At 40.9% G+C, this 18,400-nt stretch carries 22 protein-coding genes; 9 read left to right on the top strand and 13 right to left on the bottom strand.

The window, feature by feature from the left end; genetic code table 11:
* Positions 1-9: 9 nt before the first annotated feature.
* Complete coding sequence (gene nth / locus B9A58_RS09375; RefSeq protein ID WP_084372591.1) at positions 10-663, top strand: endonuclease III; 654 nt, start codon at positions 10-12, stop codon at positions 661-663.
* Here nth and B9A58_RS09380 read toward each other — a convergent pair.
* Positions 653-2,158, bottom strand: a complete 1,506-nt coding sequence (locus B9A58_RS09380; RefSeq protein ID WP_084372592.1) for a hypothetical protein — start codon at positions 2,156-2,158, stop codon at positions 653-655. The genes nth and B9A58_RS09380 overlap by 11 nt on opposite strands.
* Positions 2,159-2,494: 336 nt before the next feature.
* Between B9A58_RS09380 and B9A58_RS09385 the strand changes: the two genes are divergently transcribed.
* Both B9A58_RS09385 and B9A58_RS09390 read left to right on the top strand, forming a co-directional pair.
* Entirely contained in the window at positions 2,495-2,866 is a 372-nt protein-coding gene (locus tag B9A58_RS09385; protein ID WP_084372593.1) for a hypothetical protein, read from the top strand.
* 42 nt (positions 2,867-2,908) lie between these two features.
* Positions 2,909-4,447, top strand: a complete 1,539-nt coding sequence (locus B9A58_RS09390) for a YifB family Mg chelatase-like AAA ATPase (protein WP_084372594.1) — start codon at positions 2,909-2,911, stop codon at positions 4,445-4,447.
* Here B9A58_RS09390 and B9A58_RS09395 read toward each other — a convergent pair.
* Positions 4,444-5,469 (bottom strand): isoaspartyl peptidase/L-asparaginase family protein, encoded by a 1,026-nt coding sequence (locus B9A58_RS09395; protein ID WP_084372595.1) that lies wholly within the window; start codon positions 5,467-5,469, stop codon positions 4,444-4,446. The genes B9A58_RS09390 and B9A58_RS09395 overlap by 4 nt on opposite strands.
* A gap of 144 nt (positions 5,470-5,613) precedes the next feature.
* Here B9A58_RS09395 and B9A58_RS09400 point away from each other — a divergent pair, with 144 nt between their 5' ends.
* From B9A58_RS09400 to B9A58_RS09410, 3 genes are all read left to right on the top strand, one after another.
* Positions 5,614-6,000 carry a TraR/DksA family transcriptional regulator gene (locus B9A58_RS09400; RefSeq protein ID WP_084372596.1) on the top strand — a complete coding sequence of 129 codons (387 nt, stop codon included), beginning with the start codon at positions 5,614-5,616 and terminating at the stop codon, positions 5,998-6,000.
* Positions 6,001-6,561 carry an SMC-Scp complex subunit ScpB gene (gene scpB, locus B9A58_RS09405; protein ID WP_084372597.1) on the top strand — a complete coding sequence of 187 codons (561 nt, stop codon included), beginning with the start codon at positions 6,001-6,003 and terminating at the stop codon, positions 6,559-6,561.
* Between the two features lie 143 nt (positions 6,562-6,704).
* Positions 6,705-7,478: a pseudouridine synthase gene (locus B9A58_RS09410; protein ID WP_084373194.1), complete on the top strand. Its 774-nt coding sequence runs from the start codon at positions 6,705-6,707 to the stop codon at positions 7,476-7,478.
* A 132-nt stretch (positions 7,479-7,610) separates the two neighbouring features.
* Here the strand turns inward: B9A58_RS09410 and B9A58_RS09415 are convergent, their stop codons facing one another.
* The 5 genes from B9A58_RS09415 to B9A58_RS09435 form a co-directional block, all read right to left on the bottom strand.
* Positions 7,611-8,270 carry a phosphatidylserine decarboxylase family protein gene (locus tag B9A58_RS09415; protein ID WP_084372598.1) on the bottom strand — a complete coding sequence of 220 codons (660 nt, stop codon included), beginning with the start codon at positions 8,268-8,270 and terminating at the stop codon, positions 7,611-7,613.
* A gap of 22 nt (positions 8,271-8,292) precedes the next feature.
* A complete protein-coding gene (locus B9A58_RS09420; RefSeq protein WP_084372599.1) occupies positions 8,293-9,567 on the bottom strand; it encodes a Glu/Leu/Phe/Val family dehydrogenase in 1,275 nt (424 codons plus the stop codon).
* Positions 9,568-9,650: 83 nt separating this feature from the next.
* Positions 9,651-10,490, bottom strand: a complete 840-nt coding sequence (locus B9A58_RS09425; RefSeq protein ID WP_084372600.1) for a phosphatidate cytidylyltransferase — start codon at positions 10,488-10,490, stop codon at positions 9,651-9,653.
* On the bottom strand, positions 10,471-10,677 hold the full coding sequence (locus B9A58_RS09430) for a DUF2007 domain-containing protein (protein ID WP_084372601.1): 207 nt from the start codon (positions 10,675-10,677) through the stop codon (positions 10,471-10,473). Before B9A58_RS09430 ends, B9A58_RS09425 begins: the two co-directional genes overlap by 20 nt.
* Entirely contained in the window at positions 10,670-11,593 is a 924-nt protein-coding gene (locus B9A58_RS09435) for a CPBP family intramembrane glutamic endopeptidase (RefSeq protein WP_084372602.1), read from the bottom strand. The genes B9A58_RS09430 and B9A58_RS09435 overlap by 8 nt, the downstream gene beginning before the upstream one ends.
* An 81-nt stretch (positions 11,594-11,674) precedes the next feature.
* Between B9A58_RS09435 and dusB the strand changes: the two genes are divergently transcribed.
* The 3 genes from dusB to B9A58_RS09450 are packed head-to-tail and all read left to right on the top strand — an operon-like array spanning position 11,675 to position 14,396.
* Positions 11,675-12,673 (top strand): tRNA dihydrouridine synthase DusB, encoded by a 999-nt coding sequence (gene dusB, locus B9A58_RS09440; protein WP_084372603.1) that lies wholly within the window; start codon positions 11,675-11,677, stop codon positions 12,671-12,673.
* Positions 12,670-13,557: a DMT family transporter gene (locus B9A58_RS09445; protein ID WP_084372604.1), complete on the top strand. Its 888-nt coding sequence runs from the start codon at positions 12,670-12,672 to the stop codon at positions 13,555-13,557. Before dusB ends, B9A58_RS09445 begins: the two co-directional genes overlap by 4 nt.
* A gap of 5 nt (positions 13,558-13,562) precedes the next feature.
* Positions 13,563-14,396: an alpha/beta hydrolase gene (locus B9A58_RS09450; protein WP_084372605.1), complete on the top strand. Its 834-nt coding sequence runs from the start codon at positions 13,563-13,565 to the stop codon at positions 14,394-14,396.
* Between the two features lie 182 nt (positions 14,397-14,578).
* Here the strand turns inward: B9A58_RS09450 and B9A58_RS09455 are convergent, their stop codons facing one another.
* From B9A58_RS09455 to atpD, 6 genes are all read right to left on the bottom strand, one after another.
* Complete coding sequence (locus B9A58_RS09455; protein ID WP_221407846.1) at positions 14,579-14,881, bottom strand: hypothetical protein; 303 nt, start codon at positions 14,879-14,881, stop codon at positions 14,579-14,581.
* A 61-nt stretch (positions 14,882-14,942) separates the two neighbouring features.
* On the bottom strand, positions 14,943-15,287 hold the full coding sequence (locus tag B9A58_RS09460) for a nucleotide pyrophosphohydrolase (RefSeq protein WP_084372607.1): 345 nt from the start codon (positions 15,285-15,287) through the stop codon (positions 14,943-14,945).
* Complete coding sequence (gene dtd / locus B9A58_RS09465) at positions 15,287-15,739, bottom strand: D-aminoacyl-tRNA deacylase (RefSeq protein WP_084372608.1); 453 nt, start codon at positions 15,737-15,739, stop codon at positions 15,287-15,289. Before dtd ends, B9A58_RS09460 begins: the two co-directional genes overlap by 1 nt.
* Positions 15,711-16,418, bottom strand: a complete 708-nt coding sequence (locus B9A58_RS09470) for an NAD-dependent epimerase/dehydratase family protein (protein ID WP_084372609.1) — start codon at positions 16,416-16,418, stop codon at positions 15,711-15,713. The genes dtd and B9A58_RS09470 overlap by 29 nt, the downstream gene beginning before the upstream one ends.
* 160 nt (positions 16,419-16,578) lie before the next feature.
* Positions 16,579-16,836: an ATP synthase F1 subunit epsilon gene (gene atpC / locus B9A58_RS09475; protein WP_084372610.1), complete on the bottom strand. Its 258-nt coding sequence runs from the start codon at positions 16,834-16,836 to the stop codon at positions 16,579-16,581.
* An 8-nt stretch (positions 16,837-16,844) separates the two neighbouring features.
* A complete protein-coding gene (gene atpD, locus B9A58_RS09480) occupies positions 16,845-18,350 on the bottom strand; it encodes a F0F1 ATP synthase subunit beta (RefSeq protein ID WP_084372611.1) in 1,506 nt (501 codons plus the stop codon).
* Between the last annotated feature and the right edge of the window lie 50 nt (positions 18,351-18,400).

Genomic DNA, 18,400 nt, shown 5'->3' on the forward strand with positions numbered 1-18,400 from the left:
TTCGAACTTATGAATAAAAAAGAGCGGTATCAATTTTTTATTGACTATTTCAGTCAAAATCAGCCAGAGGCCGAAACAGAACTTCACTACGAAAACCCCTATCAACTTATTGTTGCTGTCGCACTTAGTGCGCAGTGCACAGACAAGCGAGTGAACATGGTCACTCCAGCCATCTTCGAAACTTTCCCAACTCCTGAGGCCTTGGCTGCCTCCAATTTTGATGAGTTGTTTCCTTATATCCGATCCATTTCCTACCCTAATAATAAAACCAAACACCTGCTTGGCATGGCTCAAATGTTGGTTGAAGATTTTAACTCAGAAATACCTTCTGATCTCAATGACCTGCAGAAGCTTCCTGGGGTTGGCAGAAAAACAGCCAATGTAATCGCATCAGTGATTTTTAACCAGCCCACTATGGCAGTGGACACCCATGTTTTCCGAGTTTCAAAGCGCCTAGGCCTTGTGACTCAAACTGCCAAGACTCCTTTGGAGGTAGAGAAGCAATTAGTCAGATACATACCCGAGGAACACATTCCCAAAGCGCATCACTGGCTTATTTTGCATGGCAGATACATCTGTTTGGCAAGAAAGCCACAATGTGATCAGTGTAATATTGCTTTGATGTGTCGCTATTACGAAAAAAATATAGAGACTAAGGATTAGCCAACTTCATTTTCTCAACCGTATGCAACACCACTTCCCACAAATGCTCATACGGCAAAATTTCAAAATCAGAGAAAGGAGCTTGAGTACGTTTTTCTCCAAGCTTGGATAAATATTTCTCCGTTTTTGATTTCGTTTTTTCTACATCAAAATCTGCCGTCTTGAGTGTTTTGAGCATTTTATAAAATTGCTTTTCTCTGGGATTTTTCCCTGGTTCATTCAGATGTTTGAAGAAATAGTTTTCCACCTCATCCAATTTATTCATCGCTAAATCAAGTCTATCTTTATTGATGTGGTGAATGAATTCTAACAATGGCAAAGTGAAATAATAGCCTTTGGATTCCACGTAGTAATATTCTGCAGCTTCATACACATCACTAAATCGAACACGTTTCAGCATATCCTTACCAGGTGTGGCAAAATTCAAATAAATCCTAAACACCTTCCATCTCCCAACAGTGACCTCGGGTGCTCTAGAATAGTTAGGGTTTTTGATCACATCTTCAAGGACTCTCTTGGCCAATTTATAATCTTGGTTGTGCATGGCTAGCAAAAAATAAGTCTCAGAATGATCAAACCACCTTTCGGTTGACTTATCCATAAATTTGTATCCAGCTTTTGCTTCAGCATAGCCTTCCTTATACTTTTCTGCAGCCAACAAGGCCCTACTGGCAAGGTAACTATTGTAGCCTTGATCAAATCGATCAGTTTCCACTTTGGCCTTTGACACTATTTTAGAAGCTTCTATAGTAAATTTATACAAACCATTGTAGTCTCTGTTTAATAACAGCAGCCAGGTTTTGAGTTGGTAGTAGTTCAGAAATACATTGATTGATTGAATAGACTTCCATAACTTTTCGGTACTGTCAGCTGCCTTTTTCAAGTGATCTTGACAGGTATTTCGCGAATGAATTGATTTTGACATCAACATTCTCATCCTCAAAAAGAGATCTCGATTTTCTTTTTCTTTATGATTTAAGACTCTTAAGTCACTTATGGTTTTTATAGTCAACTCGAAATCAGTCGGCTTGCACTCATGAGATAATATGTCACTCTTCAATTCGTACGCCTCCAACAATGCTTGAGTAATTTGATTTTCTTCTGCCAGTGTGATGCACTTATTCAATTGCTTATCGGACATCGCGTACTCACCCAATTTGAACAGGATATGAGCCTTGTGAATATACTCCTTGCATTCAAGCTCTACCTTAGTTGTATGGGTAAAGCCTGGTTCGTCAAAATTGATATGATAGAGTAAGTCGTAAAGCTTATGCCTCAATCTAGACTTGAGCATTCTGAAGCGCTGGTCGTAGATGTCTGACTGATACATGCCGTCAGCCGCGCTCTCGTCAGTGGGGTACTGTCCGTTAAGAACCCCGTTGTAAAGTAACTGCTCTTTTCCCGGGTTTTCTACATCACCAGTTAGGTTGATTACATCAAAGTTGCTTTTTAGACCATACGTTACCAGGTCGACTAACTTATTAATCTCTTTCATGCTGCTAATACGTTTAGATTTGGTGTCCTATATCGAACGAGGCTGCTGACACCTGGTTCTAAATTGGCTCAACCAAAAGGATATTATTTTTCTCAATATGCAATATAAAATATTGCCTTCGTTTTTCCGCCCTTTTTAAGTTAAATGCCCCGTGCAATGGGTACGTTGCCATTAAATCAAAGAATAATTCAAAACTCAAAAAGGAATAGGACGCATTGATAGATAAAAATTAATTTAATAATTAAATTAGTCTAACGATTGCAAGGCTGTCCATTGCTACAAAAGTTATTTTGCAATTATTATTAATCAGCTATAATACATACAACATAAAAACGCATGAAAAAATTCAAAACCTTTTTCTACGGCATCTACATTTTATATTTTGCTTTCTCTGCTTTCATTGCGTTTAATTACGAAAAAATTGTTCTTCACTGGGATTGGGATTGGATCAGTACCTGGACTGGACTCATTAGGTTAGTCCTACAAATGGGAGGCATTGGAACCATTTTATTTATTACAGAAATTATTGTGGAAAACATTCACCTGATTTCAAAAAGAAGCAAGATCAAAGCACTAGAAAATGAGGTCACAGATTTGAAAGCCAAATTATACGACAAATCAAACACCCAACCAGTGACTCCTCAAGTTTCTGAGCCCCCTATAATTGAAAAGAAAGAGGAAGAAGATAAGTCTCAAGAGCCTTCATAAGGTTAATTATTAACTCATTTTTTTATCGGACAACCAATCTAAATGTTAGCCAAAACTTTCGGGAGTGCAGTATATGGAGTTGACGCACATATCATCACAATAGAAGCCAATGTCATAGCGGGCACTAAATTTTTTATGGTTGGATTGCCAGATTCAGCAGTGAAAGAAAGTGAGCACAGAGTAGAATCCGCCTTGAAGCAAAATGGGTACTTTATGCCCAGGCAGAAGGTCATAGTGAACCTGGCACCAGCCGATATCAAAAAGGAAGGCTCGTCTTATGACCTGCCCATTGCCCTTGGTATTCTCAATGCTTCTGGCCAAACAGAATTGACCAATTTGGATGAGTTCATCATTATGGGAGAATTATCTCTTGATGGAACCATCAGACCAATTAAGGGTGCGCTACCTATTGCCATAGAAGCAAGAAAAAGAGGCTTCAAGTCATTTATTCTACCAAAGGACAATGCATCTGAGGCAGCCATTGTTGACAACCTTCAAGTGATAGGCGTAGAATCATTGCAAGAAGCCATTAATCATTTATCTGGAGAAAAAGTCATCGAGCCTCTTCAGTATGATACAAGAGACATGTTTCAAACACAAGTCAATGAATATGCTGCTGATTTTGCGAATGTGCAAGGACAGGAAAACATCAAAAGATCATTAGAAATAGCAGCAGCAGGTGGTCATAACGTTATTATGATTGGACCTCCTGGAGCAGGAAAGACCATGCTAGCCAAACGTTTGCCATCAATATTGCCTCCTCTCTCTCTTCAGGAATCACTAGAAACTACCAAAATTCATTCCGTCTCTGGCCATCTAAAGGAAAACTCTTCACTTATTGCGACACGACCATTTAGGGCTCCTCATCATACTATTTCTGATGTAGCCTTGGTAGGTGGTGGTGGAATTCCCCAGCCAGGAGAAATCTCATTAGCCAACAATGGTGTTTTGTTTCTAGATGAATTACCTGAATTCAAACGCACCGTATTGGAAGTAATGCGTCAGCCTCTGGAAGAAAGAAAAGTCACTATATCTAGAGCAAAAATATCCATTGAATTTCCAGCCAATTTTATGCTGATCGCGAGCATGAACCCATGTCCTTGTGGTTATTATAACCACCCAGAAAAAGAATGTGTCTGTGCGCCTGGAGTAGTTCAAAAATATCTCAACAAGGTAAGTGGCCCACTGCTCGACCGTATTGATCTGCATGTTGAGGTGACGCCTGTCTCATTTGATCAGCTGACTGAAGATCGCAAAACGGAAAGCAGTGAAGTCATTAGAGACAGAGTCATAGCAGCACGTATGATTCAGCTGGAAAGATTCAAGGATAATCCTGAAATTTTCAACAATGCTATGATGAATTCTCAGATGGTCAAGTCCATTTGTCAGATCAATGCTGCAGGAAAAAATCTATTGAAGACAGCCATGGAAAAGTTAGGTTTATCCGCCCGTGCTTATGACCGCATTCTTAAAGTAGCTCGTACCATAGCTGATCTTGCGGGCAAAGATGACATCCAAATTGAACATTTGGCTGAGGCGATACAGTATAGAAGTCTTGATCGCGAAGGCTGGGCAGCTTAATGCTCTATTTTATAAATAAAAGTTCTTGGTTTTCCCTCCTTTTGAATATAGCCTCGATACATGCCAGGCGTATTAAAAGTCATAGAAATATTTCCTTTGGCGTCGAGCGCAATGACCCCACCATCGCCGCCAATCGTTTTCAATTTGCCCATAATCACTTCTTCGGCCGCCAATTCTAATGACACGTTTTTATATTCCATTCTAGCTGCAATATCGTAAGCCACCACGTTTCGAATAAAATACTCGCCGTGCCCAGTAGCCGATACACCACAGACTTCACTGGCAAATGTACCAGCGCCAATAACTGGCGAATCTCCTATTCTCCCATACTTTTTATTGGTCATACCACCTGTAGAAGTAGCAGCACAGATATTTCCATTTTTATCTAAAGCCACAGCGCCAACAGTTCCGTATTTAGAATCCTTCCACTTTTCAATACTTCCTTGTTCTTTTGCATTTTCAGCCTTCTGCAATTTTTCAAGCTGCTGTTTTCTTCCTTCTGTATAAAAATAAGTAGGGTCAACCACCTCAAGGTTTTGATCTTCAGCAAATTGCTCTGCTCCAGCACCTGACATCATTACATGAGTTGAATTGTTCTTTACAGCTTGAGCCGCGAGGATCGGGTTTTTTATGATCTTCACTCCTGCTATAGCACCTGCTGATCCATCTCCACCGTTCATAATGGAGGCGTCCATTTCATTGTGTCCTTCATTAGTAAATACAGCTCCCTTCCCTGCATTGAACAAAGGCGAATCCTCCATGATTATGATAGCAGCAATCACTGCCTGCTCAGAAGTGCCTCCTTCATTCAAAATTTTATACCCAGCATTCAAGGCCTCTTCCAATTTGGAATGATACGCTTGCTCGTCTTCAGGTGTCATGTTCTCTTTCAGAATCGTCCCTGCTCCCCCATGAATGACTAGCGTAGGCATATTTGAAGTTCTAACATTCTGAGCCTTCAGAATACAATGACCTGAGGCAAAAATGGACAGGAATAAGAAAAATAAAATACACTTTTTCATCGTAGGGTTGCGTTTAGAAGTCGTAAGCTAAGCTAACTAAACAGTGCTGAATTAAATATTTTGAGTGACTACATTTTTTCCTTTTGTTTTTAATTACGTTCCAGTAGATTGCGCAAAATATCCTTGGATTAAAATGCTATAAATATGAGCAATGGAGAGAAAACAAGATATTCCCAAGAAGAGCTTGCTGAATTCGAAGAGTTGATCGTTGGAAAACTTGATAAGGCGAAGAGCGAATTGAAATATATCAAGGAGTCTTTGACTAGAAGTGGAGACTCAGGTACAGACAGTACTTTCGGGAATGTTAAAACATTGGAAGATGGCGCAGATACTGCCGAAAAAGAAAGCTTGAACCAGCTAGCTGCCAGACAACAAAAATTTATCACAAACCTTGAGAATGCATTGATTCGCATCAAAAACGGAACTTACGGCATCTGCAAAGAAAGTGGCAAGTTGATCAGTAAAGAGAGACTACGCGCGGTACCACATACTACCTTGTCTATTGATTCTAAATTGAAGCAAAGCAGCTAATTGGATTTTTTGGCTAATCATATTGAAGCACTCATTTTTTGTTCGCAAAAACCAATTACGGACAAGGAAGTAAAAGACTGCCTGACAGAAATGTTTGAAGCAGAGGTGCCTTTGAAAGATATACATGACGCCATAACCAAACTGCAAGAAAAGTACAAAAGCGACGAATACGCCTTTGAGCCAGTGCAAAGTGGTGGTGGTTTCCAATTTTTAACCAAACCCGCCTATCAAGCCAGTATTGGCATTCTGCTTAAGCAACAATCCAAGAAACGACTATCAAATTCAGCCCTTGAGACTTTGTCGATCATTGCCTATCGACAGCCCATCACCAAGGGCGAGATGGAGCAGATTCGTGGCGTCAACTGTGACTACTCAGTACATAAACTTTTAGAGAAGGAGCTCATCGAAATCAAAGGCAAGTCAGATGCAGTAGGCAGACCACTTATTTATGGAACTAGTCAGAACTTCATAGACTACTTTGGCATCAATGATTTGAGTGAATTACCAACACTCAAGGATTTCGAAAATAAAGAAAACGAGATTGGAGAGGAAAATGAATAGACCTATTGGGTAAATTCAAAACCAACTTATAAGCCCCAATTCTAAAAATCAAAATACTACTAACCTGGTAAAAACCAATAGTATTTTGAGATTTGGTATTTGATAATTTGGTTTTCGATACTTTTGCAGGAATTATTATTACCATGCGAAAGAGAACAAACCCCAAAGGCCGTCAAAACAAACCTGAACCTCAACATGCAGCGCTAAGCTACCCAGCCAGGTTAAACAAATTCATATCAAATGCAGGTATTTGCTCTAGACGTGATGCTGATCTCTTGATAGCCGAAGGTAAAATCAAAATCAATGATAAGGTCGTGACCGAACTCGGCACTAAAGTAGAGCACGGTGACGAAGTGAAATTCAATGGCAAGGTGATCAAGCCACAGAGCTACGCTTACATTCTGCTTAACAAGCCCAAAGACTACATCACAACCATGGACGATCCCGAAAATCGTAAAACCGTGATGCAATTGATCAAAGGAGCTACCGAGTCTAGAATATATCCAGTAGGTAGACTAGACAGAAACACAACAGGCCTTTTGCTATTCACTAATGATGGTGATCTATCTCAGAAACTCACCCACCCTTCTTACAAGATCAAAAAGATCTACCAAGTAGAGCTAGATAAGCCGATCACAGCCTATCACCTTGAGCAAATTGCCAATGGTATTAAACTAGAAGATGGAGAGGTAACTGTCGATGACATTGCCGTTCTCACGCCAGACAAAAAATCCATAGGCATACAAATCCATGTGGGCAAAAACAGAATCGTAAGAAGAATATTTGAGCATTTCGAATACGAGGTAGTAAAGCTCGACCGAACCATGTATGGTCAGCTCACCAAAAAGGAATTGCCTAAAGGAAAATGGAGAAATCTGACGGAGAGAGAAGTGGTGGTACTAAAGAATTTAACTTAAGCGAAGAAAGTCATCTCGTAGCCCTGCGAGGGGATCTCCTTATTGACTTGCAGACTACCAGAAACTAGCAAGATTTCTCCAGTCATCCAACTGTCTTTGAATTTTTTGCGAAATGACAGCTAACTTTATAGTTTATTTCAAAGTAGCAATCACAGTCCTACCGCCCTTAGTCACCTCTCCAATTTTTACATTGATCTCTGCATCTACTGGGAGGAATACATCCAATCTAGATCCGAACTTGATAAAGCCGTATTCCTGGCCTTGCTGTAGCTTTTGATCTTCAGCTACGTACCATTTTATTCTACGGGCTACGGCACCAGCAATCTGCCGAACCAGGATTTCTACGCCACTGGTCAGTTCTACCACCATGGTGGTTCGCTCGTTTTCTGTGCTTGACTTGGGATGCCAGGCTACTAGATATTTACCTGCGTGGTATTTGAAAAACTTTACTAACCCTGCTGCAGGTGTTCTACAAACGTGAACATTTAGGGGAGACATAAAAATCGAAATTTGCTTGCGCTCAGACTTGAAATACTCCCCTTCTTCTGTGTTTTCAATTACCACTACTTTACCATCCGCAGGTGCCAGGATTACATTTTCGTTGACCTCCACTGTAATTCTTGGGTTTCTAAAAAATTGTAACACCAAGAGGTAAACAATCAAGCTGGCTATCAAAGCCAACTGCTGTACTAACTCATTGGCTGGCATATAATACCTTATGGTATAATTGGCCAATGCCAATACGCACAACAGCACGAACAAAATTTTGTATCCTTCCTTGTGAATGGTCATGGTAATGAAAAAGGGAGGAGGCTTAGAATCCTCCTCTATATTTATATGTTGTCGATACTTTTTCGATGGCCACGATATAGGCCGCTATCCTCAATGATACTTTATATTCTTGAGATATTTCGTACACTTTATTGAAAGATGTCTTCATGATCCTGTCTGATCTACGGTTCACTCTCTCCCGTGTCCACTTGTATCCTAGTCTGTTCTGTACCCATTCGAAATAAGATACCGTCACTCCACCAGCATTCGCTAGAATATCAGGAACGGCTAATACATCATTTTCTTGTAGAATGGCATCTGCTCTGGCGGATGTAGGCCCATTAGCTCCTTCTACGATCAATTTTGCTTTGATCTTAGCTGCGTTATCAAAAGTGATCACATCCTCTTTTGCTGCAGGAATCAATACATCCACATCTAGCAACAATAATTCGTCAGGATTGATTTTCTCAGCACCTGGGAATCCCTCTAACTGCCCATTGTTTTTATCTCTGTAGGCAATGGCCTCGTTCATGTTGATGCCACCATCATTGAAGTAAGCACCAGATACATCACTGATCGCAACGACACTTACACCTCGTTCTTCAAGCAATTTACCTGCCCAAGAACCTACATTACCAAATCCTTGGATCGCACACTTCGCGTTAAAAGGATTGATTTTCATTTTTTCCATTGCTGCCAAGGCAGAGATCATCACGCCACGACCAGTCGCTTCAGTTCTTCCTAAAGAGCCACCCAATACAATTGGCTTACCCGTTACAACAGCATTTACCGTCATCCCCTGAGCACGAGAGTACTCATCCATCATCCAAGCCATTTCTCTTGGCCCTGTACCCATATCTGGAGCAGGAATATCTCTGTCTGGCCCAAAGATTTCATGCATATTTTGCGTATATGCTCTAGTTAATCTTTCGATTTCACCTGGAGACATTTCACGAGGATTACATTTGATCCCACCTTTAGCACCGCCATAAGGAATATCCACAACTGCACACTTCCAAGTCATCCAGGCTGCCAAAGCTTTCACTTCGTCCAGATTCACGCCCATGTCATATCTCACGCCACCTTTAGATGGCCCAAGAATATTGGAGTGAATGACTCGATAACCCTCGAAAACTTTAATTGAACCGTCATCCATAGTGACAGGCAACGAAACGATGGCCTGCTTATATGGAGACTTTAATACATTGTAAATTTCGTCGTCAAGCCCTAATGCTTGTGCCGCGATATGAAATCTCGACATCATTGACTCGAAAGGATTCTCTTTATCCTTAATTGGAGCCGGTTCTATATATCCCATTTTAAGTGTTTTGTGTTGTCATTTTTCGGTATGCAAAATTACACATTCATCCAATCAAAACAGGATTTACCCTCAATATTCGCTCATTCTTGCACAAAAAACTTCAAGAAAATGATGATGAAAGGAATGGATAACAACAAACCGTCGAATCTATCTAGAAAGCCACCATGGCCTGGTAATTTTCTACCTGAGTCTTTGATATCCATACTTCTTTTAAACAGCGATTCGACCAGATCCCCATAGGTACCCGTAACGACCGTAATCACAGATATGACTATCCAATGCCAAAGTGCCAAATCCGTAAAATAGTATGACATACCTATGGCAAAAGCAAGAGAGAGACATGCACCACCAACGCTGCCTTCCCAGGATTTTTTGGGAGATACTCGTTCAAATAATTTTCTTTTTCCAAACTGAATCCCCGCAAAATAAGCTCCAGTATCACTTGCCCATAGAATCAGGAAAATGCCAATAATGATTTGATAGCTGTAATGATCCAGTATGAAAGCTGCTACGCTCAAAAGCGAAAAAGGCAATGCCACATAGATAATACCCAAAAAAGTAAAGGCGATATTGGTGAAGGGCTTCTTTTCGTCTTTTTTATACAACTTGATAAAAAAAATGGTAGAACTAAAGGGCAAAATCATAAAAAAGGCATCGAAATGAATGGTTCCTTTTTCTACCAGATAAATCATGGTATATAGGATCACTCCCATGATTGTACCGAATGTCCTTAACGGCACGATGCCATTCGCTATGATGAGTTTATAAAATTCCCATTGTGTGAAGACACATAAAAAAAGAAAAACAGCAAAAAAGCCGTACTCATGATAGGCTATGGCAAACAAGACAACGAACGCACCTATTAACCCTGTGACTAGCCTTTTTGCTAGGTCTGAAAACTTACTTGAACTCGATGTCATTCTCTATGATCTTAATTGCCCTGAGTACATGATCAGGGGCTACCAATACTTCAAAATGACCAAACTGGTAGGCAGCGTCTTTTTTGTTGACCATCACTGGCTGAAGTCCAGAATCCTGAAGCACCGCAATGACAATCTCTGCACGATATTCGTTCTTATCTGAAAATACTTTTTGCCAGTTACTCATTTCCCAAATTATCTGTAATATGAAATTGTTTTCTGAACAAAACAAACAGAATTGCGCCTATAATTGCGAAGGCCAAGGTTGACCATATTGACACGGTTTCAGTACTTTCAATATCGTATTCTACGATCTCTTGTTGGAATAGATAAATCATAAACAAGGTGAAACCATTGTTTACAAAGTGTGCAATTGACGCATACCACAAGTTCCCAGAATAATAGAAAAGATAACCAAAGAATGCCCCTAAGGCCATTCTGGGCATGAAACCGTAAAACTGCATGTGAAATGCGCTGAAAAACATGGCTGTTGCCCAAATAGCAACATGTGGATTACCCCAAATTTTTTGCAAATACTCTTGTATCAATCCTCTGAATAGCAACTCTTCTCCGATAGCAGGCACGACGGCCACCACTACCATTACCAAGAGAAAATATGGAAAGGAATAAAAATCCGTTAAATATTCCGTCATCAATCTCCCCTGCTCCTCCATTTGATCAAAAGTAGCAGCGAGGCTCTCGGGAAACTCAATACTCCTATTCCATTCAATCAGCCAGCCATTGACTATCATCAAGGACAGGGTTAACCCAATGGTAGTCACCATGGCATTGAGGTTAATACTACTGGAATGAAAATAATTAGCAAGACTTCCAGACTCGAATCTTCGGACAAATATGGCTGGTACAATAATGAAACTCAATATGGCTGATGCGCCTTGAACGAATACCAACACCAACTGTCCTGAAGGATCTGGATTATCTGACCCTATATCTCTCATAAACTGATCAAACGTAATACCCAACGTCTCTATCCCAACAAGCATGAAAAGCATAGGGGCTACCAGATACGTCCCAAGGCTAAGCAATACGAGTAACAACAATAATGAGAGTGGGCTTCGATAGCTTTGTAGTGAATTGGGCATAAATGGATTAAATTTGCAGCAAAAATGATCGGATAATTGGAATAAACAAAAATAACCATCCGATTGCCCAAAGAAAGTACAATGGTAAAAATTGGCGACATAGAATTAGGAGACTTCCCGCTTTTACTGGCACCTATGGAAGACGTGAGTGATCCTCCATTTCGAGCAGTATGTAAAGAGAACGGAGCAGACCTGATGTATACAGAGTTTATTTCCTCAGAAGCACTTATCCGTGACGCTGCTAAAAGTATTCAAAAGCTCGACATCTATGACTATGAGCGCCCCATTGGCATTCAAATCTTTGGCGAAAAAATAGAATCCATGCGCGAAGCTGCAGCCATTGCAGAAGAAGCTAATCCTGAATTGGTGGATATCAACTACGGTTGCCCAGTTAAGAAAGTAGCCTGTAAAGGTGCTGGGGCAGGTATCTTGCTCGACATCCCTAAGATGCAGAAAATGACTGAGGAGATCGTGAAGCGAGTAAGCAAGCCAGTGACCGTTAAAACTCGTCTCGGCTGGGATCACGACACTATTAAAATCGTAGAAGTGGCTAAACGCCTACAAGACGTGGGTATTCAAGCGCTCAGCATTCACGGAAGAACTCGTCAGCAAATGTACAAGGGTGAGGCAGATTGGAATCCTATTGCCGAAGTCAAGAATCATCCAGATATTCATATTCCTATTTTTGGCAATGGAGACATAGACTCTCCTCAAAAAGCCAAACAATATCGCGAACAATATGGTGTGGATGGCATCATGATTGGCCGAGCGGCTATTGGTAATCCCTGGATTTTCAACCAAATCAAGCACTACTTTAAAACAGGAGAAGAACTAGCACCCCCCACTTTGTCTGAAAGAATGAACGCGGTTCGTAGCCATTTGAAATTCTCTATAGAATGGAAAGGAGAAAAAAAGGGAATTTTTGAAATGAGAAGACACTACACCAACTATTTCAGAGGGATTCCAGGATTCAAACCTTTCAGAGCACGGCTGGTAGAGTCCCCCACCTTCGAAGCCACTTCAGACATATTGAATGAAGTGGAAGATGTCTTTCAAAATGCAAGCCTAATGATTCAATGAGTGACGAACAAAACTCGCCAGGACTGGTCTCTTGGCTGTTACTCGTTTTATTGGCACTGGTTTGGGGCAGCTCATTTATCCTCATCAAAAAAAGCCTATTGACCTTCTCGGCAGGCGAAGTTGGGACGCTAAGAATGTTTATTGCGTTTTTGGGATTATCTCCATTTGCACTTCCTGTGCTCAAAAAGATAGAAAGAAAAAGACTCCCCGTACTTTTCTTAGTAGGATTCGTAGGCAGTTTGCTTCCTGCTATTCTTTTTGCTATTGCTCAAACGCAACTCGAAAGTGCAATTACAGGAGTGATTAATGCCATGACACCCGTTTTTGTCTTGTTGATTGGATTAATATTCTTTCATCACAAAATCAAAACAATCAATGCCATTGGTATAACTATTGGATTTATTGGTTGCTCATTCATCATGCTGGGAGGCGCATATTTCGATTTGTCAGGAGTCAATTTATACGCCCTGTTTGTAATTGCAGCTACAGTCATGTATGGCACAAGTGTCAACCTGATCAAACATTATTTGACTGACATTCGCTCCTTGCATATTACAGCTATATCATTTACGCTTGTCAGCCCAATCAGCCTGGGATATCTGCTTATCGCAACAGATTTTTTGGATAAAGCAGCCTCAGACCCAAATTTCTTGCCTGGCTTGGCCTACGTGTCTACTCTTGCGTTAGTCGGCACGGCCATGGCCTTAGTTATTTTCAATAAATTGGTAAAAACAGCTTCCCCCATTTTTGCTAGTTCCGTCACTTATGTCATCCCTATTGTGGCTATTGGCTGGGGGTTGGTAGATGATGAAGTGCTCAATGCCTATCAAATTTTTGGAATTGGGATTGTATTGGCGGGTGTCTATCTTGCCAACAAAAAGTAATCTCAATGGAGGAAATAGAAAATTTCACCCTTACGGCTAAAGATGGCACTTCTCTATATGGTCGCGAGTGGCTGATCGAAAACCCTAAAGCTGCCATTTGCCTCGTACACGGTCTGGGTGAACACATAGGACGATACGAGCACGTTGCTGAATTTTTCAACTCCCATCAAATTTCTTTTTTTGCTTTTGACCTCCGCGGACATGGTAGATCAGAAGGCAAACGTGGTCACACTCCCTCCCATTATATGCTAGTTGACGACGTAGAAGAATTGCTAATGTTCGCGCGTGCGGAATACAATGACGTACCACTTTTTTTATACGGTCATAGTTTGGGTGGTAATATTGCAACCAATTATGTGCTCAAAAAGAACATCAATGAACTGACTGGTGCCATCATCTCCTCACCTTGGTTGGCACTGGCATTAGAGCCTCCTGCATTCCAGATGAAGCTGGCCAAATTCGTTTCAGGTTTCTTACCCTCTCTGACCCAATCCAACGGGCTTGACGTAAAACATCTCACCAATGATGATGCAATTAATCAGGCTTATAAAAAGGATCCTTTGGTTCATGATAAAATCTCCACAAAGCTATTTACAGAGTGCTATAGAGAAGGGCTATGGGCATTGGAAAATTCGCAAAAGAATAAGATTCCTCTTTTGATCTTTCATGGCACTGAAGACCGAATCACTTCACCAGATGCATCAAAAACATTCGCAGAAAACATTGGCGAACTAGCCACTTATCATCAATGGCCTGGCATCAAACACGAGCCACATAATGATGTGAAAAAAGAGGAGGTCCTAGAAACGATTTTTAAGTGGGTCAAGGAGCAGGTTTGAATTGACTGACCCGTCATTACCCGACGACAGTTCGGGTAATCCCTTTCGGATCGCTGAATAACCGAGCTACAGCTTTTTGCCTCAAGAGATTACCCGAATGTGATTTTCTCCGTCTATCCCATCGGGTAATGACGTGTTTTTTTTTGGATAGCCAGAGCTTGCTAAGTCTAAGCACGATATCCTCATAATTTGTCACTTTTGTAAATCATAGTCTTAACCCAATCTAATTCCGCTCTATAATAATTGATTGTTGAGTGATTGGTATTTAATACTTTGGTTTCCATTGATATACCTGCTAAGATTCCAGACAAATAGGTTTCATATCTCCGAAATGCAGATTTTGCACCCTCTGAATCATTCATCCTTAACATAATTAAACCTTGCTGTTTATCTGCCAAGGAAGAAGGCAGGACATTCAGTTTCTTTGCTCTTTCAATAAAGCCTAACGCATTTCTATTCATTAACGGGGTATTATGCATTCTCATAATTAGCATTGCTTTATCGCCATCGTTGGTGTTGTCACCAACGAGCCTCAACCGCTCTAGTCTAATTCTCCGGCGGCTTCTGCTTCCAGAGCTTTTTGTTTTCCTTGTGGCGGGTGGAGTCGCGTTTGGTTTTCTTTTGGACGTTTTTTTCTAGAGCCTGAGTCAAATCTATCCCTGTTTGATTAGCCAGGCACATGACTACCCAGAGTACGTCGGCTAGTTCGTCACCCAAATCAGCTTCTGCTTCTTTATCTTTGAAAGACTGATCCCCATATTTTCGAGAAATGATCCTTGCCAGCTCACCTACCTCCTCTGTAAGTACAGCCAAATTGGTGAGTTCACTGAAGTAGCCTCCGTGCTTCTTGATCCAATCATCTACCAGCGCCTGTGCATCCTCAATCGTCATTACTGTTTGTTTTTAGAATCTATCATAATAGTCACCGGACCATCATTGGTCAGACTCACTTTCATATCAGCACCAAATTCTCCTGTCTGAATCGACTTGCCCAGCTCTGTTTCCAGCTGCTCAATAAACTTCTCATACAACGGGATGGCTATCTCTGGCTTGGCTGCTTTGATGTAAGATGGGCGATTGCCTTTCTTGGTACTTGCATGCAAAGTAAACTGGCTAATCAACAAAATGTCACCCTCTACGTCCAACACACTTTTGTTCATGATGCCAAACTCATCATCGAAAATCCTCAGATTACAAACCTTGCGCGTAAGCCAGTCTATGTCTTCTTGATCATCAGCTTCTTCGATACCAAGTAGAATCATCAAGCCCATGTCAATTTGCCCTACTATTTCCTGATTGATTTTTACTGACGCCTCAGACGTCCGCTGTAACACTGTTATCACCTTTGTATTCTTTGGTGTGTGCTATTCTTTTCATTTCTAGTGGCTTGTGTACATGTGTACCAGTCTCTCCGCTCAATGCCACGTAGAACATAGACCTCGCTACTTCGCTCCCCTCAATGGCCCAGAATTTTAATCTCGAACCAATGATAAAAAAGGACAATACGCCAGAAGCCACTTTGGCAAGTTCTTCCCAAAGTCTAAAGTTCTTTCGATACCCCAAAAGCAATGACGGTTGGAATATATGAAGTGCTCTTAGGTTCAATTCTTTTAACGCATCTTCTACTTGACCTTTTACGGCATTGTAAAAAAGTCCTGATTGTGCATTGGCACCGTAAGAAGAGACGATATGAAACTGATCACACATACTATCCTCTTTAGACATTTTAGCCAATTCCATGGTGTAGGTAAAATCGACTCTATAGAAAGCCTCTTTAGATTTGGCCATCTCCATGGTGGTACCTATGCAGCAGTAATAATCGTTTGCCGAAATCTGATCTTTGTAATTGGCTAAGTCATCAAAATTGATGAGCAATTCTTCGATTCGATTGTCTTTTACACTTGGAGAACTTCTCCCAACAATTAATATTTTCGAGTAATGATCATTTTCCAAAAGCACATTTAAGAGCTCTCTTCCAACCAATCCTGTGGCACCTACGATCAATGCTGTTCTGCTTGACATGTATTTCTAATTAGAAGTCGTTTAAATTAGATAGTTAGCCAACAAGATACAAAAAAATTCATAAACTCGCCGCCAATTTTAGTGCCTGTCAAAATAGACTAGACACAAAAAAAGCCATGAATTAAAATTCATGGCTTTCCCTATATTTTTACACCTGACTTTACTCCCCGATTGACTCGGCTAGTACTAAAATTTTATTGTTTAGCACTTCTACGACTCCACCATCTATACTAAAATGTATTTCTTCGGTTTTCTTGTCATGCAGTCTCAAAATCTTCACATCACCTTTCCCTACAGAACTAACCAAAGGGGCGTGATCGTTAAGAACCTGAAACGAACCATCGCTTCCAGGAAACATGGCAGATTCTACCTCTCCTTCAAAAACGTTTTCGTCTGGTGTGATTATTTCTAAATACATAGTGTGAATTATTTAGCTTCAGCCAATAATTTTTCTCCTTTTGTGATCGCTGATTCGATGCCGCCTACCAAGTTGAAAGCCGCCTCTGGCAAGTGATCCAATTCACCATCCATGATCATGTTGAATCCTTTGATGGTGTCTTTGATATCAACCAAAACCCCTTGCAAACCAGTAAACTGCTCTGCTACATGGAATGGCTGAGAAAGGAATCTTTGTACCCTTCTTGCTCTGTGTACCACCTGCTTATCTTCGTCAGACAATTCGTCCATACCCAAAATAGCAATGATATCTTGAAGTTCTTTGTATCTCTGAAGAATTTCGATAACTCGTTGTGCACATCCGTAGTGCTCAGCACCTACGATTTCTTCAGACAAAATTCTTGAAGTAGAATCCAATGGATCCACTGCTGGATAAATACCCAACTCAGAAATTTTTCTTGAAAGTACAGTCGTGGCATCCAAGTGAGCAAATGTAGTTGCAGGCGCAGGGTCAGTCAAATCATCTGCAGGTACATAAACGGCCTGTACAGAAGTAATTGATCCTCTCTTTGTAGAAGTAATTCTTTCTTGCATGGCACCCATCTCAGTTGCCAATGTAGGCTGGTATCCCACTGCTGATGGCATACGTCCTAGCAATGCAGATACTTCAGATCCAGCTTGCGTAAATCTAAAGATGTTGTCCACGAAGAACAGGATATCTTTTCCTTCTCCTTCGCCATCACCATCCCTGAAATATTCAGCAACAGTAAGACCAGAAAGTGCTACTCTCGCTCTTGCCCCAGGAGGCTCATTCATCTGACCAAAAACAAAGGTTGCTTTTGAATCACCTAATGCTTTTTTATCTACTTTGGAAAGATCCCATCCACCTTCTTCCATAGATTTCAAGAAGTCGTCACCGTAGTTTACGATACCAGACTCAATCATCTCACGAAGCAAATCGTTTCCTTCTCTTGTTCTTTCTCCAACTCCAGCAAATACTGAAAGTCCACCGTGTCCTTTGGCGATATTGTTGATCAATTCCTGAATCAATACAGTTTTACCAACACCAGCACCACCAAACAAACCAATTTTACCCCCTTTAGAATAAGGCTCAATCAAGTCAATTACTTTGATACCTGTAAATAGTACTTCAGTAGAAGTAGATAGGTCTTCAAACGCAGGAGCAGATCTGTGAATAGGAAGAGATTTCTCTCCTTTTGGTTGCTCAATACCATCGATAGCTTCGCCGATCACATTGAACAAACGACCTTTAATATCTTCTCCGATAGGCATAGTGATTGCCGAGCCAGTATCGATAACTTCCATACCTCTGGTGAGTCCTTCGGTACCTTCCATCGCGATAGTTCTAACTCTGTCTTCGCCTAAGTGCTGCTGGCATTCCAACACTACCTTTTGTCCGTTTTGTTTGGTTACGTAAAGTGCGTCCAGAATATTTGGGACATGAGCACCTTCAGCTTCGAAGCTTACATCGACTACCGGGCCAATTACTTGTGTGATTTTACCACTATTTGCCATTTCTTGATTGTTTATTTCAATGAAAAATTGTGTCCTGTTTTTTCAAAGTG

This window comes from Reichenbachiella faecimaris, from assembly GCF_900176375.1.
Taxonomy (GTDB): Bacteria; Bacteroidota; Bacteroidia; order Cytophagales; family Cyclobacteriaceae; genus Reichenbachiella; species Reichenbachiella faecimaris.